The organism is Acidobacteriota bacterium, from assembly GCA_039030395.1.
Taxonomy (GTDB): domain Bacteria; phylum Acidobacteriota; class Thermoanaerobaculia; order Multivoradales; family JBCCEF01; genus JBCCEF01.
On record JBCCEF010000030.1, the window covers coordinates 1 to 21,568 of the forward strand.

The 21,568-nt window shown below is 67.5% G+C and carries 20 protein-coding genes; 10 read left to right on the forward strand and 10 right to left on the reverse strand.

The annotated features are described in order from the left end of the window. Positions 1-499: hypothetical protein (locus AAF481_18885; protein ID MEM7483237.1), on the reverse strand; the 499-nt coding region annotated here is incomplete at its 3' end. A gap of 125 nt (positions 500-624) precedes the next feature. Here AAF481_18885 and AAF481_18890 point away from each other — a divergent pair. Continuing rightward, positions 625-1,182, forward strand: coding sequence for a sigma-70 family RNA polymerase sigma factor (locus tag AAF481_18890; GenBank protein ID MEM7483238.1), 558 nt, complete (start codon positions 625-627; stop codon positions 1,180-1,182). Continuing rightward, entirely contained in the window at positions 1,179-1,781 is a 603-nt protein-coding gene (locus tag AAF481_18895; protein ID MEM7483239.1) for a hypothetical protein, read from the forward strand. Before AAF481_18890 ends, AAF481_18895 begins: the two co-directional genes overlap by 4 nt. 10 nt (positions 1,782-1,791) lie before the next feature. Here AAF481_18895 and AAF481_18900 read toward each other — a convergent pair whose 3' ends face one another. After that, complete coding sequence (locus AAF481_18900) at positions 1,792-3,183, reverse strand: VWA domain-containing protein (GenBank protein ID MEM7483240.1); 1,392 nt, start codon at positions 3,181-3,183, stop codon at positions 1,792-1,794. A gap of 1,055 nt (positions 3,184-4,238) precedes the next feature. Between AAF481_18900 and AAF481_18905 the strand changes: the two genes are divergently transcribed. Further along, positions 4,239-4,886 carry a hypothetical protein gene (locus AAF481_18905; protein MEM7483241.1) on the forward strand — a complete coding sequence of 216 codons (648 nt, stop codon included), beginning with the start codon at positions 4,239-4,241 and terminating at the stop codon, positions 4,884-4,886. A gap of 21 nt (positions 4,887-4,907) precedes the next feature. Here AAF481_18905 and AAF481_18910 read toward each other — a convergent pair whose 3' ends face one another. Both AAF481_18910 and AAF481_18915 read right to left on the reverse strand, forming a co-directional pair. Further along, positions 4,908-5,471 carry a cob(I)yrinic acid a,c-diamide adenosyltransferase gene (locus AAF481_18910; protein MEM7483242.1) on the reverse strand — a complete coding sequence of 188 codons (564 nt, stop codon included), beginning with the start codon at positions 5,469-5,471 and terminating at the stop codon, positions 4,908-4,910. Positions 5,472-5,496: 25 nt separating this feature from the next. Further along, entirely contained in the window at positions 5,497-6,384 is an 888-nt protein-coding gene (locus AAF481_18915) for a hypothetical protein (GenBank protein ID MEM7483243.1), read from the reverse strand. A 174-nt stretch (positions 6,385-6,558) separates the two neighbouring features. On the opposite strand from AAF481_18915, the gene AAF481_18920 reads away from it, so the two are divergent. After that, on the forward strand, positions 6,559-7,938 hold the full coding sequence (locus AAF481_18920; GenBank protein MEM7483244.1) for a sulfatase: 1,380 nt from the start codon (positions 6,559-6,561) through the stop codon (positions 7,936-7,938). Positions 7,939-8,124: 186 nt separating this feature from the next. Here AAF481_18920 and AAF481_18925 read toward each other — a convergent pair whose 3' ends face one another. After that, positions 8,125-9,219: a hypothetical protein gene (locus AAF481_18925; GenBank protein ID MEM7483245.1), complete on the reverse strand. Its 1,095-nt coding sequence runs from the start codon at positions 9,217-9,219 to the stop codon at positions 8,125-8,127. Between the two features lie 150 nt (positions 9,220-9,369). Here AAF481_18925 and AAF481_18930 point away from each other — a divergent pair, with 150 nt between their 5' ends. Next, a complete protein-coding gene (locus AAF481_18930; protein ID MEM7483246.1) occupies positions 9,370-9,549 on the forward strand; it encodes a CPXCG motif-containing cysteine-rich protein in 180 nt (59 codons plus the stop codon). A 7-nt stretch (positions 9,550-9,556) separates the two neighbouring features. Here the strand turns inward: AAF481_18930 and AAF481_18935 are convergent, their stop codons facing one another. From AAF481_18935 to AAF481_18950, 4 genes are all read right to left on the reverse strand, one after another. Continuing rightward, on the reverse strand, positions 9,557-10,306 hold the full coding sequence (locus AAF481_18935; protein ID MEM7483247.1) for a class I SAM-dependent methyltransferase: 750 nt from the start codon (positions 10,304-10,306) through the stop codon (positions 9,557-9,559). 15 nt (positions 10,307-10,321) lie between these two features. Then, positions 10,322-11,689 (reverse strand): lyase family protein, encoded by a 1,368-nt coding sequence (locus AAF481_18940; protein ID MEM7483248.1) that lies wholly within the window; start codon positions 11,687-11,689, stop codon positions 10,322-10,324. After that, positions 11,686-12,921, reverse strand: coding sequence for an argininosuccinate synthase (locus AAF481_18945; GenBank protein ID MEM7483249.1), 1,236 nt, complete (start codon positions 12,919-12,921; stop codon positions 11,686-11,688). Before AAF481_18945 ends, AAF481_18940 begins: the two co-directional genes overlap by 4 nt. Before the next feature lie 123 nt (positions 12,922-13,044). Continuing rightward, on the reverse strand, positions 13,045-14,790 hold the full coding sequence (locus AAF481_18950) for a hypothetical protein (protein MEM7483250.1): 1,746 nt from the start codon (positions 14,788-14,790) through the stop codon (positions 13,045-13,047). A gap of 205 nt (positions 14,791-14,995) precedes the next feature. Here AAF481_18950 and AAF481_18955 point away from each other — a divergent pair, with 205 nt between their 5' ends. The 5 genes from AAF481_18955 to AAF481_18975 are packed head-to-tail and all read left to right on the forward strand — an operon-like array spanning position 14,996 to position 20,308. Further along, positions 14,996-15,973, forward strand: coding sequence for an ABC transporter ATP-binding protein (locus AAF481_18955; protein MEM7483251.1), 978 nt, complete (start codon positions 14,996-14,998; stop codon positions 15,971-15,973). After that, positions 15,970-16,719 (forward strand): ABC transporter permease, encoded by a 750-nt coding sequence (locus tag AAF481_18960; GenBank protein MEM7483252.1) that lies wholly within the window; start codon positions 15,970-15,972, stop codon positions 16,717-16,719. The genes AAF481_18955 and AAF481_18960 overlap by 4 nt, the downstream gene beginning before the upstream one ends. A 23-nt stretch (positions 16,720-16,742) precedes the next feature. Further along, positions 16,743-18,527: a CIA30 family protein gene (locus tag AAF481_18965; protein ID MEM7483253.1), complete on the forward strand. Its 1,785-nt coding sequence runs from the start codon at positions 16,743-16,745 to the stop codon at positions 18,525-18,527. Between the two features lie 33 nt (positions 18,528-18,560). Continuing rightward, entirely contained in the window at positions 18,561-19,682 is a 1,122-nt protein-coding gene (locus AAF481_18970) for a sensor histidine kinase (GenBank protein MEM7483254.1), read from the forward strand. After that, positions 19,679-20,308, forward strand: a complete 630-nt coding sequence (locus AAF481_18975; protein ID MEM7483255.1) for a response regulator transcription factor — start codon at positions 19,679-19,681, stop codon at positions 20,306-20,308. Before AAF481_18970 ends, AAF481_18975 begins: the two co-directional genes overlap by 4 nt. Positions 20,309-20,330: 22 nt before the next feature. On the opposite strand, the gene AAF481_18980 is transcribed toward AAF481_18975, so the two are convergent. Continuing rightward, entirely contained in the window at positions 20,331-21,545 is a 1,215-nt protein-coding gene (locus AAF481_18980; protein ID MEM7483256.1) for a phosphopantothenoylcysteine decarboxylase, read from the reverse strand. Between the last annotated feature and the right edge of the window lie 23 nt (positions 21,546-21,568).

Consider the following 21,568-nt stretch of genomic DNA (forward strand, 5'->3'; position numbering starts at 1 on the left):
TCACCGTCTCCGGGCCCACCGGCACGCGGTTGCGCGGCGACATCATGTAGTTGATGCCCGGCCGCCGGGGGGAACGTAGATCGCCCTTCGCCCATGCCGCCGCCACCTGGCGATTCACCTCTTCGGCAGAGGCGCCGCCCATTTGCAGCTCACCGCGCATCAACACCTGCTGGAGCAGCGTTGCGGAGCCCTCGGCGTCGAAGCACTGGGGCTCGAACGCGTCTTTCTGACTGCGTTCGATGAGGCAGTGGAATTCGTTCTTGCTCTTCCGGACCAGTTCATAGCCATCGTCCGTCAACACGTAGACGCCGGCGCCGTCTCGGATCGAGTCCGGCGCGGCGGCGAGTGCCTCGGACATCTCGTCGGCGCGCTCGAGAGGCGTCGGTTTCCAGCCCTCCGGGGCGGCAGCGGCCAGGCCGGTGCCCGCGACCGACCCAAGAAGGCAAAGCATCACCACCAACGTCGGGAAGCACTTGCACTCAAGACATCGATTTCTCATCGGTATTCTCCTGGGAAGTTGGATGACACCCTATGAGTGGCGAGAATCGGCAAGAGGGTTCGGGGCCGCCGACCGAACCCTTCGCGGCACAGACCTCACCCAGGGATATGGAGCAAAATGAAGCGATGACCACCAGCCAAGAGGAGAAGCGAGCACTGGAGCACTTCGTCGCCGATGGCTCCGAGCATGCCTTTCGCCGGCTCTATCGGCGACATACGCCTTTTCTCTTCGCTCTCGCCTTGCGCCTGACCGGGGGCCATCGCGAGGAAGCCGAGGACGCTCTCCAGGAGGCGTGGATCCGGGCCGCTGAACGCCTGGTTGAATTCCGCGGCGCCTCGGCGCTTCGCACCTGGCTGGCAGGCTTCGTCGTCAACTGCTGCCGCGAGCGACGGCGCGGTCCTCACCGGGTGGTGGCCGGTCATCCGCCGCAGGACCCCGGTGCCGTGCCCGCCGCTCGCGGCGGCGACCGCCTTGACCTCGAACGCCAGATTGCTGCGCTGCCCCCGAAACAGCGCGAAGTGCTGGTGCTCTACGATCTCCAAGGCTTCACACACGAGGAGGTGGGATCGCTGCTCGCGATACCCGTCGGCACGTCCAAACGACGGCTGTTCGACGCCCGCCGCAACCTTCGACTGCGCCTCTCTTCCGCTTCGCCGAAGCTGCGCGCCGGAGACCGACTATGAACCGTCCTGTCGAGAACTCTTCTCCCCTTCGCGAACTGGAACGCCTCGCCGCCACCGAGACGCCGCCGCAGGAACTCGAAGAACGAGTCGTGGCAGAGCTGCGCGCGCGGCGGCTGATCGAACCGCCGGCGCGGCGAGGGATAGCGTCCGGATGGCTGGTGGCGGCCTGCCTGTTGGCGGCGATGGGAGGATGGCTGGCCCGCGGCGGGCTGAACTGGACGACCGGCGCCCCGCCGGAAGCGAGCGCGGCGATCGAAAGGGCGGTCGGCGGCGAGTACCTGTTGCTGCTCGTCGAGCCGCGACCGCTTCGCACCTCCAAGGCGATTCCGGTACTGGTGGATGAGTACCGCGCCTGGGCGGCCGGTGTTGCCGATCGAGGACAGCTCGTGTCGGCGGGTCACCTACGGCCCGGCGGCCCCTACCTGGCCGACAGCGCGGCGGAGCCGGCCGGAATCGATGCCGTGACGGGTTTCTTCATCGTCCGCGCCGGCAGCCTGGAGGAAGCCGAGCGGCTGGCCGGCACCTGCCCACACCGCACCTACGGCGGCGAGATCAGCATCCGACCGCTGGCCGGCACCAGCGACCCGCCGCAAGTCTGAGAGGACCCCACTATTCGAAGATGACCTCCCGCTCGGTCACCTTGCCCGTTTCGACGGTGACTTCGACGGACCGCTCTTTCTTCGACTCGAGGTTGCGGAGGTCCACCCGGTAGGAGCCGGCTAGCAGAGTGAAGTCCTTCACGCTGTCGTAGGTCCGGGCCGTCGAGATCGCCTGGCCGCCGTGTTGGTTGAAAACACGCACCGTGGCGTCCACCGGCTGGCCGCCGAGAGTGGCGCTCAACCGCAGCACGCCGGTGGCGAACTCGTGATCGCGACGCACGCTGCCGCCGGCCGCCACCTCGACCCCTTCAAAGACCACCTCCGGCCGGCCGGCGATTTCCACCGACTTCAGTTCCACGTCGTAGAGGCCGGGCGGAACGCGGAAGGAGCGCGGATTGCTGTCCGGCCGCCCGTAGGTCCGGCCGACGGTCTGCTGATTCCCCGAGGCGCTGTGGCGCACCCGCACCGTCGCATCGCTCAACTCGCCGTTGCGGGTTACCCCCACGGTCAGTTCGCCGGACGAAAAGTCGACCGACCGCTCCACCGTTTCACCGCTGACGATCACTACCGGCTCAAGGGTTCGCGAGGAGCTACCGTCGAGGGCCAGCGCCCGCACGGTCACCTCTAAGGTGCCGGCCGGCAAGGGAATCCGGCTGGGATTGGTCTCGGTCTGGGTGTAGGTGCGTGCCGTGGCCACCACCTCGCCGTCGGCGTCGCGCACCCGCACGCTGACGTCCGTCAGCTCACCGTCGGCGGTCGCTCCGAGGCTCAGATAACCGCCGTCGAAATCCGCCGGCAACTCGACCACCCGGCCGAGGGCAGCGGACAGCTCAGCGCCGTTCTGCGCGTCGAAATACAGGCCGCCGCCGGCCTGGGCGGCGCATTCGAGCTGAGACACGTCGTCTTCTTCAATGCCGAAGCCCACCACATGCACCACCAGGCTGGCCCCTTGCCGGGCCGCCACCGCCTTGCAGGGATCGCCGCCACAGGTCTCGAGCCCATCGCTGATCAGCAGCACCGTGGCCCCCTCGGGTGCCATCTCGAAGGCCTTTTCGAGGGCGTCGGTGATCGGCGTCTTGCCCTTCGGGGCAATGCCCTGGACCCGCTCCCGCAGAGCCGCCTTGTCGAGCGGACCCAGGGGGACCAGGGCTTCGATGTCGGCGCAGTCGCCCTCACGCCGATGGCCGTAGGCGATCAGACCTACTCGGTCGCTGCCGGGCAGATCCGCAATCAGCTCGTCGAGGGCCTCCCGGGCAAGGACGATCTTATTCGTGCCGTCGATCTGCCCCCACATCGAACCGGAGGCATCGAGCACCAGCACCAAGTCACCGGCGCCGGCGGGAAGGGCCAGCCAGCCGGCCAGCATGACGAGGCAAAGCCTGTTCCAGATTCCACTTTTCATCGCAACTCCTCCCGAGGGTCGAAAGACATTCCAGTGGCGCGAGGGGTCTCTACTTCCTCGACCACGCCGCGGCGCCTCGCGCGAACTTCAATCTAGGTATCCTAGTGGACGGGCGGGGAGAAGATTTATTTTAAGTTTTCCTGTAGCATTGTCCTTGGCGTCCGAATTCCGATCGGAAATCCACTCCTCCAGGGGTCCTGTCGGATGTCGCCGGACAGCCTGCGCTGAATCACCGAAAAAGCTTGCCAGTAGGTACTTTTTTCATTCGTCGCGGGGGTTCTGCGGGCCGTCCGATTAAGACGCTGTCCTGATAGACTGAAGTCGTTTGGTGAGCGGGAAGTTTCTTCTTCCGGCTCTGCCAATTTTCAATGTAATGATTGAACTTGCCGTCACGGCCGTTCGGAGGCCTCGGTACCTTGCACTTCAGAGATCGTAAATCGCGGGGTAAGAAGCGGACTTCGCTCCTTACCATCGCCGAACTCGTCGCTGAAAGCGGCGTCCCTTTCCCGCGCGTGTTGCGCTTACTCGACCGCTTTCCGGAGCGAATTCCGACCAGCGGCAAGGATGCGATGCACCGCTTTCCGCCGCGGGCCGTCAAGATCGTGCAGCGCCTTGACGAGAACGAACCGAGCGCGGCCCCGGACACCGGGCGCCGGCTGATGAGCATCACCGCGCAACGCCGAGCGGCCGATGACTCCGCCGGCGAATCAGGAGCCCAGGGTCGCGAATCGAAGGGATGCCGGCCCAAAGGCTCGGCGAGGCGATCCGGCCGACCTGCCCAGGGTCGGGCTCCCAAGAGCCGACCCCCTGGGCATCGGTCCGCCGAGGCACCACCGCGCGATGGGACGCCCAACGGGCCACCTCGCAGCCCTCAACCTCCGCCGGCACGGACCCCGGTTCGACAACAGGCACTCACGACGACGGACGACCCTATGAGAAAGAAAACCAAAGCAGGCAAAAGTTCATCGGACGCGAAGACCTCTCGTCAGGGGAGCGGGCGCACGGCCAAGAGCACCCCCGCCCAGGGCGGAAAGAAAACCGCTGCTCAAGAGCAGATGGAACGCTACCGCCAGGCGATGGAGGCGCCAAAAAGGAAGGTCGAGAACAACGAGACGCTCTACTCCCTGCTCAGCCTGTCGGCACGGCTGGGCATCGACTACCCCACCCTGCGGCAGTACGCGGAAGAGCACGCCGACCGCATCCCCACCCAGGGCCGCAAGCGGCAGCGCTTCCCGGAAGCGGCCATCGCGGTACTGGAGGAGATCCATCGCGAGCGGAGCGGACGGTCTGGCGCCAAGGCTACGGCAGCGAAGAAGCAGGCGGCCTCGGGTCCTGCGCGGCCCACTACCCGACGCATCCGCCGCCGGAAGGACAGCGAGGTTGGAGGTGCTTCGGATCGCGAGGCGCTGCTGGCGGCGAAGCTGTCGGAACGCCGAGCGGCCGGCCGGCGAGCAGCGGTTCAGGCGGCCCGGGCGGCGGCCAATGAAGCCGCCCGCAAAGAGGGCAAGGGCCGCAACACCGGCGCCCGGCGCCCGGCCCAGAGCCGGGAAGGGGAAACCGACGAAAGTGCTCCGGGCGGGCCACGCCCCACCCTAGCGCCCCGCCTCAACGCACTGGAGGCGTCCCAGAAACGTTTGGAGGAGGAGATCCGCAGCCATCTGGAGCTCCTGCGCTCTCCCCTTTCGGGGGTGGCCGAAGAGTAGCCGCCGCCACCGGCGGATGGGTCAAGCCCGGCTATCCCACAGGGGCTCGGCGACTCCCTTGACCCGGTTCTCGTAGCGGGACATGGTAAACAGCAGATCCGACAGGCGATTCAGGTAGCGGACATTTTCCGCCGCCACCGTCTCCAGGCGCGCGAGGGTGACCACCCGCCGCTCCGCCCGTCGGCAAACGGTACGCGCCAGGTGGAGTTGCGCCGCCGCCGCCGTTCCCCCGGGAAGCACGAAGTTCGACAGCGGTTCGAGGGCCTCCGCCAGGCGGTCCTGGCACTCCTCGAGGGCGTCGACGTGGCGGCCCTCGATGCGGGGTCCCGGAAAGCGCTCCTTGTCTTCTTCCGGGATGCAGAGATCCGCCCCCAGGTGGAACAAGTCGTTTTGCACCCCGGCCAGAAAGGTGCGGATCTCATCGTCCACGTCACTCGCCACCACCACTCCGATGACCGCGTTCAGTTCGTCGACGGTGCCGTAGGCGCTGGTGCGCGGCGAGTCCTTCGACACCCGCTGGCCACTTCCCAGGCTGGTTTCTCCGGCATCGCCTTTCTTGGTGGTGACCTTGGTGATTCTGGGCATCTTTCTCGGCTTTCTCGTAGTGACGTCACGAGGCCAGAACCGACGGCAATAGCCGGGCCACCGGTTCGGACCAGGGGATATCGTGATGGGCATTGGCGGCGAACTGCCGAACGATGAGAATGGAGCGCGGCTGCTCGATCAACTCTTCGATCCGCCGATCGGCGCGCAGGTAGGTGGTGTGAAAGTAGGCGTCGTCCGTCCAAACGAAGGCCCGCCCCGGCCGCAGTAGCGGAATGTCATCGGCAAAGGGCAGCAGGCCCTCGCGCATCTGGGGCTGCACTGCATCGATCTCGGAGTCGCTCATTTGCCGGAAGTCCAGGTTCTGCTGCTGAAAGAGGTGGCGGTACTCCCCGGCGACCCGACCCGCCTCGTCCAGCAGGGCGGCGCGGCGCACGAAGTGAACGTTCAACACCTCGGCGCTGCGCTCCAGCCCGAGATCCCACACCGTGCGGTAGCTCGACGGCACGTCCCGGTCGCGATCGATCTCGTCGACGGACGAGTGCGAGTCGCGATGGAAGAAGCGCGGGAAGGTGCGGTCCTTGCGCACCGAAGGGACCACCGACAGCAGGATCTCTTCGTTCCCCTGACGGGTGGCCTCGGCGAGGGTGGTGGCGGCGGCCAGGAAGGTCCCGAGCAGCGGCCGGTTCTCGACCACCACCGGCACCGCCCCCTCGCCCTCCGCCGTGCCCCAATTGAACAACGCGCCGCCGGACCCCACCAGGAGCTGGCTATAGGAATCTACGTGCCGGTCGAGGTGCGCCGCCTGCAGTTCGGTGATCTCGTCGAGCAAGGCGCCGGCGCCGGCCGCATCGAACAATTCGACCTGCAACAGCTCACCGGACCGCAGGCGGGTCGCGGCGCGGGCCGCGGTCGACGGTTGGAGGGGCTGGTGGATCAGGTCGAGGGTGTGCACGGTCGGCGCCGAAGCGGTGGAGGTGGCGATGAATCGCTATTCGAAGGTGCGACTCTACCCCATGGCCGAGAACCGGGAGACCGGACCCGGCGGAGCATCCTTTGCTAGACTCCCGACCGGCCGTTCCGAAGTACCTCCCCTTGGTTGACGAAAATCTTCACGAGCCCAACCGCGATGTTGCCGACCGCCCCTTTCTCCGTCCGAATGACCCACAACCAGGCAGCGAAACGGTTCCGGGCGGCGGTCCAACACGCCTTCCTCACGGCGCTTTTCCTGGCATCGCCGCCCGCCGCGGCGACGGCCGCGGAAACGCCCGACATTCTCCTGGTGACCGTCGATACGCTGCGGGCGGATCGCCTCTCCGGCTACGGCTATTCGCGACCGACGAGCCCCAACCTCGACCGTCTGATGGCCACCGGAGCGCGGTTCACGGAGGCCCGCACCGTCGAGCCGCTGACCAATCCCGCGCTTACCTCGCTGGTCACCTCGTTGTATCCCCACGAGCATGGCGCCACGCGCAACGGCTTGCGCATGCGGCCGGAACTTCAGTCCTTGCCAAAGGTGCTCGACGAGCGCGGCTACCGCACCGCGGCCTTCGTCTCGAACTGGACCTTGAAGGACTCCATTTCCGGCCTGTCGGAACATTTCGAACGCTACGAAGAGGTGCTCACCAAGAAGCGTTGGTTCGGCTTCTTCAAGGGCGAGGCGACGGCCGAAGACGTCAACGAGGCGGCCCTCACTTGGCTCTCCGAAACGGCCGGCCGCCGGCGCCCGGTGTTCGCCTGGGTCCACTACACGGAGCCGCACGCTCCGTACCTCCATCAGCGCGACCAAGGGAAGCGCCTCGGCATCGACGGATCGACCAAGGAAAACCGCTACGACTCCGAAATCGGATTCGTCGACGAGAAGATCGGCGACCTGCTCGAGGCCCTGCCGCGCTCCCGCCGCGGCACCCTGGTGGTCTTCACTTCGGACCACGGCGAGAGCCTCGGCGAGCACGACTACTGGGGCCACGGCCGGAACCTCTACGAACCGGGCCTGCACGTACCGCTGTCCATTTCGTGGCCGGGAGTGATCGACCCGGCAAAGATCACCGCTCCAGCACTGCTGACGGACATCGCCCCGACGGTCCTGGGCCTCCTCGGCCTGGACATCCCACAGAGTTTCCGGGGCTACGACTGGAGCGCTGTGTTGCGCCACGGGCAAGCACCGCCGGAGCAACGCACCTCGCTCTTCCAGGCCCACAAGGGGGCGGTCCTCTCCAACCAGGAGGCGGGCAACGCCCGGCGAGCGGGCCTCCTCGAAGTGGGCATCCTGCGGGACGGCAACAAGGAAGTGCTGCGCCTGACCAATGATCGCCATCGGCTGTTCGACTTGGCTGAGGATCCGGGGGAACGGTCCAACCTGAGCGAGGAAGGCATCGATGAGTCCGAGGCGCTCCGCCAGTGGCGGGACCTAGTGATCTCGGGCCTCGAGCGCACCGAGGGGCTGCCGCCGGCGGATGTCGATCCGGAAAGCGTCGAGAAGCTGAAGGCCTTGGGCTACATCAACTAGCAGGGTGCTGAATCGGCTTCGCCGATGATTTCAGCACACTTGCCAACTAATTCGTCTCTAGGGGGCTGGGCACCCCCTCGCCCGAAGAGATGAACTCTTCGGGCTCACCCCATCCTCGGCGGGGGCGCCCAGCCCCTTCGGGCTCGGGATCGCTTGATTGACACTCTCTTCGCACTCCACCAAGGTTTACCTTTCCTGTCGCTGTACCCGAATCGGCAGGGTGGCGGCAAAGTGCGGCAGGAGCGATCGCTCGCCAAAGGGTCCCTCGCGGTCCTCGTCGACCAGTTCCGGCGCCTCGAGAAGCCACAGATAGCCGTTCGGTGCGTGCTGCTCGTCGACCTGCGCAAGCCACGGCTGCCCCTCGGAACTCTGGCCGGGCAGCGGAATCTGCACCCCGCGCAGGATCCGCTCCCCCACCCGCCGAGGAGACGCGAAGCGCTCCGACGGCGGGAGGGCCCGCAACCGATCCTCCGCCTCGCCGAGGACGGCGCGCATGTCGAGAGGCGCCGCATCGCCGGCCCCCGCCGCCAGATCGTTAGGAATTCCCTTCCGCACCAGATCATCCAGGCGCGCCCAGACGTAGGGCACCGTGTCGTAGGGATTGACCACCCGGTAGCTCGCCGCACCGATCGTTTCCTCGACCCAGTCTTCGAAGACCTGGTTGCCGATACTCGGTGCCCCGAAGGCCCAGGAGGTGATCTCGCGCTCTGGGTCCCCTTCGTGCCGGGCCCATTCGAGGTGCAACAGAATCGCCACCGCGCCGCTCAATCCATGGCCGGTCGCCACCCACGGAACGTCGCTCTGACGCTCCACGAATTCCATCAAGGCGCCGCGGCGGGGGTCCCGCATGGCTAAGAGTTGGTGCAACCCCTGCAGGGCGCCGCGCGACACCCGGGCGCCGGCCGGCCCGTGCGGGTAGGGCACCGTTTCGATCCACTCGCGGTCCGTCAGGTGAGCCAATAAGCTCCAGCGGGGGCTGCGCAGGGCAACCGCCAGGCCACCTTCTGCGTCGGTACCTTCATCGTCCTCCGGCCGGCGGCGGGCCGCATAGGCCATGATGCCGGCGGCGTTGTCCGGCGGTGGGTTTTCGCGCGACAAGCCCGGCCCCCACACCCGCTGCCAAACCCCACCGGTGGCGTAGGCCTTCCTTCCGAGCTGTTCGTCAACACCCTCCCGCACGAAATCCCGCGGCTCGCCGGGACGCACCGAGGCGATTCCTGCCAGAGTCAACACCTCGGCAGCACGGGCCTTCTCACCCGGCTTCCACTGCCCTGCAGCCATCGTCTTCTCCCAAAACCCCAACGTCCACACCAAAACAGACGGCCAGCAATAACCCAAAGATTCGAAAATATTAACGCATCCGAGGGAACAGGCAACCTTCCGTTGGAAAGTGCCGCGGCAAGAGGCAAACGTTTCAGATAGCGTGGAGCGATGCTCGAACCGGTGACGGTCCAGTGCCCCTACTGCTTTGAGACGGTCGAAATCCTCCTCGACCCGGAGAGTCGCGGCGAGATGGTCCACGATTGCGATGTGTGCTGCAATCCGTGGCTGCTGAGGGTGGCCGGCGACGGGACGGACGGCCTGTCGGTCACCGCCGACCGGGCACAGTAGACGCTCTCTAGAAGTCGAGGCGGCCGATCCGCACGTGGAGCGGCCAGCGGATCGTCCGCGCCGCGTCCGGATCGCCCCAGGCGATTTCGAGGTCGCCGCGGATCCGGTCGAGAGGGTCGGTGCCCTCGGCAGTGCGGTAGCGAGTGGTGGCGGACCAGGTGCCGAGATAGCCGACGAGTTGCTCCAGGGTCCAGTTCTCGCTCATCTCGAAGTCCGGCACGTCCTCTTCGTCGAAGGGAAACGGCACCGTCCGATAGCCGGCCTCCAACAGGCGCCGCTCCGGCGGCCAGTAGGGGCCGACAACTTGGCTGTAGTAGCGGTTGACGACGGCGTTGATGCGCGGCTCGACCTGCAACATGTTGTAGCACCAGCAGGCCAGAGCGCCGCCCGGCGCCAGTACCCGCTGGACCTCACGATAGAAACCTTCGAGTTCCAGCCAGTGCAGGGCTTGGGCCACCGTCACCAGATCGACGGAGGAATCTTCCAGGCTGCGTTCGTCGGCAGCCACCGCCCGGTATTCGACCCTGGGGTGAGCGATAGCCTTGGCGATCTGACTGGCGGAGAGGTCCGTCGCCACCACCTGATCGAAGTGCTCCGCCAGCTCCACCGCCGCTTGGCCGTTGCCGGTAGCGCAGTCCCAGGCCAGGCGCCGCCGCGAACCTAGATCCGCCAGGTAACCAAAGAGCGCCGGCGGATAGCCCGGCCGATAGCGGGCATAGCCATCGGCCACAGCCGAGAAGTGATCCGATCGAGACATTGTGAAAGTGGGATTCTACTCGCTTCCCACTTCGGCCGGTTCGGCGAGCAGCCTCCAGGCGCCGGCCACCCGCTCGCCGGTTTCCGCCAGCCAACGTCGCGCCTGCTCCACCTGCCGGCGAACCGGCGCCGGATCGAGCGCCCCGGGTGCGCCGAGGTGGGTGCGCAGGCGCCAGCTCTCCGCCGGATCGCCATCGACGGCGCCTTCCGGGTCCTGGGCGACCGCCTGGTAGGCGCTGCGGAAGGGTTCGCCGCGGCCGACTCGCCGGAACACCTCGTCCGTTGCGCCGATGGAGCGTTGGAAGGCGGCGCGGCAGCGCTCTTCGTCGACGGTCAACGTTTCGAGTACCGGCAACATCGCGGCCAACAGATCGCCCGCCCCCACCATCCCTTCCAGGAAAGGCTCCTTGGTGAGCTGCAGGTCTCGGTGGTAGCCGGACACCAGCGGCCCGACGACGGCGGCGACCTCCGCCTGCCGTGCCCGCAGCCGAGCGGAGCCGGCCCGCACCAACTCCAGCACGTCCGGATTGCGCTTCTGCGGCATGATGCTGGAGCCGGTGGTGACGCTTTCATCGAGGCGCAGGTAGCGCAACTCGTCGCTGGCGAACCAGATCAGATCCGCCGCCAGGCGCCCCAAGTCGAGCACCGGTCCGAGGATCGCCCCGAGCACCAGAAACTCCGTCTTGCCGCGCTCGTTCTGCACCGCCAGGGTATTGCCCTGCACTTCACCGAAGGCCAGGCGGCGCGCCACGTCTTCGCGCGCCAGGGGCAAGGGCACGCCGTAGCCGGCGGCGCTGCCGAGGGGTGAACGGTCGAGGTGTTCGAAGGCAGTGCGGAGCCACGGCACCGCCGCCGCCAACCCTTCCGCGTGGGCGACAAAGAGGAACCCCAGGGTCGAGGGCACTGCTTGCCGGGCGTGGGTGTAGCCCGGAACGGAAACCTCGCGGTGGCGCTCCGCCAACGCCACCAGGCGGTCGGTCAGGGTGAGGAGGGTGTCCATCTGATCAAGGAGCGCCTCACGCCCGAACAGCCGGGTGGCGGCGATCACTTGATCGTTGCGACTGCGGCCGGTGTGGATGCGCTTGCCGGCATCCCCCAGACGTGCGACCAGGCGGTTTTCGATCGCCGTGTGGCCGTCCTCTTCGTCGCCGGTGATCGCGAAGCGGCCGGCCCGGACGTCGTCGGCGATGGCCGCCAGTTCCCGGCGCAAGGCCTGGAAATCGCCCTCCGAGAGCAGCCCGATGGAGACGAGGCCAGCCGCATGGGCGGCACTCGCCAGGGCATCGTAGGGCACCAGGCGGAGGTCGAGTTCCGGATCGCGGCCGACGGTGAAGCGGTGGATCCGCTCGTCGATCCGCTGACCGCGGTCCCACAGCCGGGTCATCGCTGCTTCGCCCCGCCGATGATCACCTTGTGGGCGCCCAAGCGCAGAGCGTTGATGCGGATGAAGCCGCGGGCATCCTTCTGGTCGTAGCCGCCCTCGACGTCCATCGACGACAGCTCCTGATCGTAGAGGGAGCTGGGAGACTCCCGGCCGCGGACATGCACCGCACCCTTGAAGAGATCGAGCCGCACGGTACCGTCGATCAGCTTTTCCGCCTGGGCGAAAGCGGCGCGCACGAAGTCCATCTCCGGCGAAAACCAGAAGCCGTTGTAGATCAGCTCCGAGAACTTCGGCGACAGGGAGTCGCGCAGGCGCAGCACTTCGCGGTCCATGGCAATGCCTTCGAGGTCGCGCAAGGCGTGGTGCAGTACGGTGCCCGCCGGGGTTTCGTAGACGCCGCGCGACTTGATACCGACGAAGCGGTTCTCGACCATGTCCACTCGTCCGACGGCGTGCTCACCGGCGAGATCGTTCAACGATAGATACAGCTCCAGCGGCTCGCTCCAGGACTCGCCGGAATCCCGATCCGTCACCCGTACCGGTGTGGCGTCTTTGAATTCCACCTCCAGCCGCGCCGCAAGATCCGGCGCCGCCACCGGCGAGCGGGTCAGCCGGAAGATGTCCTCCGGCGGCGTGAAGGCCGGATCTTCTAAGTCTCCGGCCTCGTAGCTCTTGTGCATCAGGTTCTCATCGGAGCTGTAGGGCTTGGAGGCCGTGGCCTCGACCGGAATGCCGCGCTCGGCGGCAAAGTCGAGGAGATCCTTGCGACCCTTGAAGCGCTCCAGGAAGCCTTCTTCCTTCCACGGAGCGATGATCTCGAGATCCGGAGCCAGAGCGGCGAAGGCCAGCTCGAAGCGCACCTGATCGTTCCCCTTGCCGGTGGCCCCGTGAGCGATCGCCGTCGCTCCTTCGGCGCGCGCGATCTCGACGTGGCGCTGGGCGATCAGCGGCCGGGCGAGGGCGGTGCCGAGCAGATAGCGGTTCTCGTAGATGGCGTTGCCGGCAATCGCCGGGAAAATGAAGTCCGTGACGAATTCGCGACGCAGATCCTCCACGAAGACCTTCGAGGCGCCGGTGGCCAGGGCGCGTCGCTCGACGTCGTCAAAATCTTCCTGCTGGCCGACGTCGGCCACGTAGGCGATCACCTCGTAGCCGCGTTCCTGCAGAACCTTCAGAATGCAAGCGGTATCCAAGCCGCCGCTGTAGGCCAGTACCACCTTCTGTTGCGCCATCGAGAGACTCCCCGGGGGTGAAGAAATGAGCGCCGATCCTAGCAGTCCAAAGTGAACAGGAAGCAACGAAAAAACCGCCGCCCGAAGGCGGCGGTTCGGTCGGTCACGAGTCGGCGCCGGTCGCTACCCAGAGCCACCTACGGTCATCAAGACTCCCCAGGCATCGGGCCGGCTAGGAGGCGCCTGATTCCAGTCGCCGAAGGCATGGCTGCCGTCGGTCTTGTAGTGCACCGTGTAGCGACCCACCGGCAGGGTGACACTGCCGCGAAACATTCGGTTCTTCGAAGCGCCGCCGGCCGGCTCCGTGTCGTCGTAATCCATCTCCCACACCCGCTCGCCCGCCGGCCGGGTCTCGATCCAGGCGTAGTCGTACATCCTCCCGGAGCGGCCCTCGCCGATCACCACCAAATGCAGCCGCGTCTCCTGCTCCAGGGCAAAGTCTTTGGAGGAATGGGCGCGGCTTCCCACCCGCTGGATCTGGGCCACCACCCCTTCACCGCCCTCCACCTGCCGCTGCCGGCGAAAGACGCCGCGGTCGAAACCTTCGTCCGGCGCCAGCAGGGTCAAGCCCCAGCGCTCCGGATTCGGCGGCGGTCCGGCGTTCCAGCTCCCCATCGAGTGGGAACCGTCGGTGGTGAAGTAAGCCGTGTAGCGACCCGCCGGGAGCGCCAGCACCTCGTCCGAGCGGCGGTTCTTGGCAGCGCCGCCGGCGGCGACGGTGGTCTCGAAGCGCTGTTCCCACACCCGTTCGCCGGTCACCTGATCGATCATCCAGCCGTAGTCGTACATCTGGCCGGAGACCCCTTCGCCCACCGCCTGCACCCGCAGGGACGCACCGCGGCTGAGAACAAAGGACAGGTCCCGCGTTTCGCTCGTCGCGTCGCCGGGAAGGCGGGCCAGCGTACGTTCCTCGAACAGCGAGGCGGGATCGAACTCGGTGATCTTGGCGCGGTCCTCGGGCGAGTCCGCGGCGAGGACCAGACCCCAGCCGGTCGGATCCCACGGCGGCGGCGCGTTCCAGGCGTCCGTCGCATGGCTGTCGTCGCTGACGAAGGCGGCGATGTAGCGGCCCGCCGGAAGGTCCACTGAGCCGTCGAAACGGCGATTCTTGTCGGCACCTCCGCCTTGCCTGGAGGCCGCCCGATCGAGCATCCAGTACACCTCGCCGGAATCCGCGTCGGCCACCCAGCCGAAGTCGTAGAGACCGCGATCGGTCACTTCGCCGATCGCTTGGAGGCGCAGAGTCACGGGCTCCGAAACCTCGAGGCCGCGACGCCTGTGCTGTTTGTCCTCCACGCCGGTGAAGTCGACCACCCTCGAGGCACGGCGCTCTTCGGCCCAGCGCTCCCGCTCGACGGCGGAAAGGGACTCTCCGGGACCGGTCAGCCGCACATCGATCACCTCGACGGCCTTTTCGTGGGCCTCCAAACCGAACATCCAGCGCGCCGCCTGATCGACCCAGGAGTCGGAGTTCGGGTTGTCCCAGTTGCGCTCCGCAACGGTCGCCACCCAGATTTCGTAACGCCCGGCCTGGAGGGTGATGTCCTCCGTCACCTCGAATCGGTTGCGGCTGGTGTCGTCGGCGTCCTCCTGGCGCAACACCCATACCGGTTGGCGGGTCTCGGCATCGAGGATCCAGGCGGCCGCCGCCTCGCCGAAGCGGATAGACTTCGCCGGCATCACCGCCTCGATTCGCACCTCGCCGACCGTCGAAAGACGGAACCCTTCGGAGGCGGTGGCACCGGCTTCGAGATTCCGCAGCCGGGCCAACTCTTCCGCCGCCGCGGCACCGGCCATCCAGCATCCGATGCCGGCGATGGTGAACACCCACAGGGCCTTGCCGACCCGAGAATTCCCCTTGGTCTTCATGACACTCCTCATCGGTAATGGTGGTCTTCGCGCATCTGAGACGAGGTTTTCCCCCGATCGGACTGCCCTACGAGTCTGGAGCCACCGAAGTTTCACCGCTCGCCCGGACGCCCCGCGGCGCCCCTGCCGCGGATGACATTTGTCACGACCGATCGGTGACAGACCTCACTGGCGAAAGCGGCCCACCGGGGCGCAAGATTCGTTCATGATGAGAAAAAAACCGGACGGAACGAGACTCGCACCGGCGACCGCCGGACCCCCAGCCCACCCGATCGTCGAAGCGCGGCAGGCGACCAAGCGCTACGGCGACGTGACCGCCGTCGACGCCGTGGACTTCTGCGCCCAATCGGGCGAAATCGTCGCCCTCCTCGGCCCCAACGGCGCCGGCAAGACGACTCTGGTGAGCCTACTCCTCGGCCTCGACCGGCCGGACGGCGGCACCGCCCGGCTGTTCGGCCTGGAGCCGGCGTCCCGCGCCGCCCGCCAGCGCACCGGCGCGATGCTTCAGATTTCCGGGTTGCCGGAGACGCTGCGGGTGGCGGAACACATCCATCTCTTTTCAAGCTACTACGAGCGGCCCCTGAGCCTCGACGAGACCCTCCACCTCGCCGGTCTCGAAGCCCTCCGCGATCGGCCCTTCGCGCGGCTGTCCGGCGGCGAGAAACAGCGGCTGATGTTCGCCCTGGCGATCTGCGGCGACCCGGAACTGCTCTTCCTCGACGAACCCACCACCGGCCTCGATGTCGAGTCCCGGCGCGGTCTGTGGCGGCGCATCCGGCACCTCGCGGAGCAGGGCCGCACCGTCGTCTTGACGACCCACTACCTGGAGGAGGCGGATGCCCTGGCGGACCGCGTGCTGGTGCTCGATGGCGGCCGCTTTATCGCCGATGGCACCTCCGACGAGATCAAGGCGCGGGTCGGGGTGAAGACCATCCGCTGCCGGACCGCCCTGCCGGAGGAGGCGCTGGCGGCGCTGCCGGGAGTGCAGTCCGTCCGGCTCCGAAAAGAAGCAGGCGACGGACGAGTAGAGCTGATCTCGAGCAGCGCCGAGGAAACCGTGCGGCAGCTCCTCGAACGAGACCCGCCGATGGCCGACCTGGAGATCCAGGGAGCCGCCCTGGAAGACGCTTTCCTCGCCCTGGTCGACGCCCAGCGGGCGGACACCGAAAGGAGTGCCGCATGAGCGTTCAAACCTTCGCCCTCGAAACGCGCTACGAACTGCTGAAGACCTTCCGCATGCCGGCCTTCGTGCTGCCGACCTTGGCCTTCCCCTGGATGTTCTACATCCTCTTCGGCCTGGCCTTCAAGGCACCCGGCGCTGCCCTGTCGATGCCCACCTATCTGCTTGCCACCTACGGGGTTTTCGGGGTGATGGGCGTGGCCCTGTTTGGCTTTGGCGTCACCACCGCTACGGAGCGCGGCCAGGGATGGCTGCGGCTCAAGCGAGCGAGCCCCATGCCGCCGGCCGCCAGCACCTTCGCCAAGACGGTTATGGCGACGGTCTTCGGCACCCTGGTCTACCTGGGCCTAGCGCTGCTCGCCGCCGGGGGCGGGGACGTTTCCTTGGGCGCCGGCAACTGGCTTCTCCTGGGCGGGGTGTTGATCGGCGCGATGCTGCCCTTTGTCGCCCTGGGGCTGACCTTCGGCTACCTGTGCGGTCCGCACGCGGCGCCGGCGGTGATCAACCTGATCTACCTGCCGATGGCGTTTCTTTCCGGCCTGTGGATGCCAATCAAAATCCTGCCGGGGTTCATCCAGAAGATCGCTACGTTTCTTCCGTCGTACTATGCGGCTCAACTCGCCCTTGGCGTTGTCGGAATGCCGATGCGGGAAACGGCGGTCCGCTCTGTGCTCGCCCTCGCCGCCTTTGCGGCGGTGTTCCTGACCACCGCTTGGCTCGCCCAGCGGCGGGACCGGAGCCGATCTTGAGCCCTTTGAGGAGAAGAACGACCATGGCCAGAATCATCCGCTCGCCGAGCTCCCTCGCCTTGTCGATCGCCCTGATCGTCTTCGCAGCGGCCGCCGTTGGCCAAGAGCTGCCGAAGGAGCGCTTCGCCATCACCGATGTCCGGGTGTTCGACGGCACCGGGATCATCGAGCAGACCACTGTGCTGGTGAACGGCGGAACCATCGCCGCCGTCGGGTCGGAGTTGCCGATTCCGGAAGGAACACCGGTGATCGAAGGCGCCGGCAAGACGTTGCTTCCGGGACTGATCGACTGCCACACCCACACCTGGGGTTCGGCTCTCACCCAGGCGTTGACCTTCGGCGTGACCACCAGCATCGACATGTTCACCCAGCCGGACTACGCGGCGGGGGTCTACGCCAAGCAAGCGGAGAACGGAAATCCCGGCGAAGCGGACCTCTACTCGGCGGGGATTTTGGCAACCGCTCCCGGCGGCCACGGCACCCAGTACGGATTCGAGATTCCCACCCTCACCCAGCCGGAGGACGCCGACGCTTTCGTCGCCGACCGGCTGGCCGAAGGGTCGAAGTTCATCAAGATCGTCCATGAGGACGGCAGCGGCTGGGGGCGCAGCATTCCGACCCTCGACCTTCCGACGGTCGAGGCCGTGGTCACCGCAACCCACGCCCGCGAGCATTTAGCGGTCGCCCATATCGGCACCCTGGACAGCGCCGAAAAGATCATCCCCACCGGCGTGGATGGACTGGTGCACCTGTTCACCGACCGGCCGCCGAGCGATCGCCTGATCGAGGCCGCCGGGGAAGCAGGTATCTTCGTCATCCCCACCCTCGCGGTGCTCGCCCAGAACGGCACGCCGGTACTCGAAGACGCGAATCTTTCTCCGTTCCTCGAAAGCGACCAGGTGCAGGGCCTCAAACGCAGCTTCGCCGGCGCAACGCCCCAGGAGAAGCTAAAGAACGCCTTCGACACCATCCGCCGCCTGCACGAGGCATCGGTACCGATCTTGGCCGGTACCGATGCCCCCAACCCCGGCACCGCCCACGGCGCCAGCATGCACCACGAACTGGCGCTGCTGGTGGCGGCGGGACTGACGCCGGCGGAGGCCCTCGCCGGCGCCACCGCCCACGCCGCCGAGGCCTTCCGGCTGCTGGACCGCGGCCGCATCGCGCCGGGCCGCCGGGCGGACCTGCTGCTGGTGGAGGGCAATCCGCTGGCGAACATTGCCGCCACTCGCGACATCGTGGGTGTGTGGAAGCTCGGCGTTCCGGCGGCGCGCCAGGAGGTCGCAGCGACGGAGACGCGACTCCCGCCGCTGGCGGCGACGACCATCTCCACCTTCGACACCGGCGACGGCGACGAGATTCCTTCCGCATTCGGCTTCGGCTGGCAACCGACGACGGATGAGATGGCGGGCGGCGCCTCGCAGGTGAACCTCGTCCTGGTGGAAGCGGGCGACGGCAAGGCCCTACAGGTCACCGGAGAGATCCTCACGGGCTTCGCCTTCCCCTGGGCCGGCGCCATGTTCTTCCCCGCCGACCAGCCAATGCAGCCGGCCAACCTTTCGCACCGCGCGGGCATTCGATTCCGCACCCAGGGCGATGGCGGGACCTACCGGCTGATGGTGTTCGCTCAGTCCCGCGGCGCCATGCCGGCACAGGCCACCTTCGAGGCGGGCGACGGCTGGCAGACCGAAGAACACACCTTCGAGAGTTTCGGCGTGGACGGGTCGGACCTGGTCGGCATTGCCTTCACCGGCGGTCCCGGACTCGGCACCTTCCGCTTCGAAATCGACGACGTGACCTTTTATTGATCCAGTGATCGATCGACCCCTAGGGCACCGTCCATGAGGCTCCGCCTATTCCCCGAGAACCCCACCATCGGCTGGACGCCCTACGCCTGGCTGATCTACCTGGGGTTTTACTGGGCCCGGCCGCTGGTGGTCGGCGATCCCTGGGACCTCGTGCGCACGGCGCTGGTGACGGCGGCCTTCCTGCCGCTCTACTTCCGCACCTACTGGGTGACCGGCAGGCAGGCGGTTCCGCCGGCCGTCGGCATCTTGGCGCTCGCCCTGGTGGCGGCGCCGGGCAACGGCGGCGCGGCCTGCTTCCCGATCTACGCGGCGGGGGCCGTCGGCCAGTCTCAAAAGCGCCGGGTAGTGGTCCTGTGGGTCGCCGGCATCGTCGCCATGGTGGCACTCCAGAGCTGGTTCTTCGACCTGCCGACGATCTACTGGGCGGTCGCCTCGGCGTTCTCGGTGGTGGTCGCCGCCATCACCTACCACTTCGCCGAAACCTCCCGCCAAGGCCGCGCCCTCGCCCGCTCCCAGGAGGAAATCGAACGCCTCGCCACCCAAGCGGAGCGCGAGCGCATCGCCCGCGACCTCCACGACCTGCTGGGGCACACCCTGTCCGTCGTCACCTTGAAGGCGGAACTCGCCAGCCGCCTGGTGGAGCAAGACCCGGCCCGGGCCGCCGAGGAGATGCGCGCCGTCGAGGGAATCTCCCGACGCGCCCTGCGGGAGGTCCGAGAGGCGGTCACCGGCTATCGCGCCACCAGCCTGGTGGAAGAGCTGGATCGCAGTTCGCCGGCCTTGCGCGCCGCCGAGATCGAGCTGATCCGCGAAGAACCCCTGGTCGAGCCGGACGATGGGCTGCGCCCGATCTTCAACCTCGCCCTGCGGGAAGCCCTCACCAACGTCGCCCGCCACTCCGCCGCACAGCGGTGCCGGGTGCGCTTTGAGCGCGTCGCCGACGATTGGCGCCTAGAGGTCGCGGACGACGGCCGCGGCGGCCAGGCACCGGAGGGCGCCGGCTTGCGCGGCATGCGCGAGCGGGTAGCGGCGGTCGGCGGCACGGTGGAGCGCAACGGCGCCGACGGCACCCGACTGGTGGTCACGGTGCCGGTCACCACAGCGCCGGTCGCCCAGGCCGCTGAACCGGTGGCGGCGAAGGGTCTCGAATCGTGATCCGGGTGCTGCTGGTGGAGGATCAGGCGATGGTGCGCGGCGCCCTGGCGGCGCTGCTCTCGCTGGAGGACGACCTCGAAGTGGTCGCCCAGGTCGACGACGGCCGCCAGGCCCTCGCGGCGCTCGACACGGCAGCGGTGGACGTGGTGCTGACGGACATCGAGATGCCCGGGATGACCGGTCTCGAGCTAGCCGGCGAGATCCTGCGGCGCAGCGAAGAAGACCGCGAGCCGGATTGGGGTGGAGGACCGCGAGTGGTGATTCTCACCACCTTCGCCCGCCGCGGCTATCTGCGCCGCGCCCTCGACGCCGGCGCCGCCGGCTACCTGCTCAAAGACGCCCCGTCCAGCCAGCTCGCCGACGCCATCCGCCGGGTGCACGACGGCCGGCGCGCCATCGACCCGGAACTCGCCTCCGCCGCCTGGGGCGAGCCGGATCCGCTAACCGACCGCGAGCGGCAAGTCCTCCGCCTAGCCGGCGAAGGCAAACCCACCGCCGCCATCGCCACCACCCTCCACCTGTCGGAGGGCACGGTGCGCAACTACCTTTCGGAAGCGATCAGCAAACTGGACGCTTCCAACCGCACCGAGGCGGCCCGCATCGCCCGGCAGCAGGGTTGGTTGTAGAAGGTTTCGACGACCGAGGCTGTCAGCCGGCGGCGAGGGTGGCTTCGAGGTGATCGGCGATGGCCTTGGCGATCACCAGCTTGCCTTCCATGCGCAGCGGCTCGGCGCTGTCGTGGGTCAGCCAGGCGACCTGCTCACCGTCCGGCCCACGCTCTTCGCCGCGGTTGGCGATCACCGTCTGGTAGCCGCGGCGGCGACGATCGGCGGCGATCTCCATCAATTCATCGTGACCGATGTCTTCTTGGTACTTGAAGGTGACCATGTGGAGCTTCGGATCGCGCTCGCGCACCAGCTCCACCACCTTCTCCGTCGGCACCAGGTCAATGCGGGCGAGGGCGCCGCCGCTGGGAGTCTTGCCGGCCAGCACCTTCTTCGCCCGGTAGTCCGCCACGGCGGCGGTGAAAATCGCCGCCCGGGGGTGGTTCTCGGACACCTCCTCGAGCACCGCCTGGCGGTACTCGTCGTAATCCATCACCAGTTTCCAGGGCAGATGCTCCGGCGGCATGTAGGCGCCGGCGCCGTGGATCAGCAGCACATCGGCGCCGCGCCAGTACAGCTCCTCGGCCACCCGGCAACCCAATTCGCCGCGGAACTTGTTGGTCAACCGGCGCACCGCATCGATCGCCACCGGAGTGGGTCCGCCGGTAACCATCAAGCGCACGCCCTTGAGGGGCGAGCGGCTGACCGCCCGGCACACCTCCGCCACCAGCACCTCCTCCGCCGGTAGGTTGTGCTTGCCGTAGCCCGGCCGCGGCGGAATCACCCGCACCCCGAGGCGGTCCAGCCGTTCGAGGGACTCGGTGAGGATGCGGTTGTGCAGGGTGCCGTGCATGGTCGGCGCCACCAGCACCTCAGTTTCGCCCCGTTCCTGCCGACCGAGGGCGGACGCCAGGGTCGAGGTGATCACGCCGTCGGCGACGCCCAAAGAGAACTTGTTGAGGCTGTTGTAGGTGGCCGGCGCCAGCAAATAGGCGTCGAACGGTTGATCGTCGCTCAGGTGCTCCGCCGCCGGGGTCAGCTCCTTGACCACCGGCCGGACGGTGCTCCAGGCCAGGGTCTCCTCGGTGACGTAGCGCAATCCCTCGCGCGAGGCGAAGGCGGTGACCGCGGCCCCCTGGCGGCGCAGGGCACGGGCCACCAGCGGCGCTTTCATGGCGGCGATGCCGCCGGTGACCAGCAGTGCGACGTGCCGCCCGGCGAGCTGATCGCCCAGGCGCGGCACATCGTGGTCACCCAAATCGGAAGGCTCCGGCGGCGTAA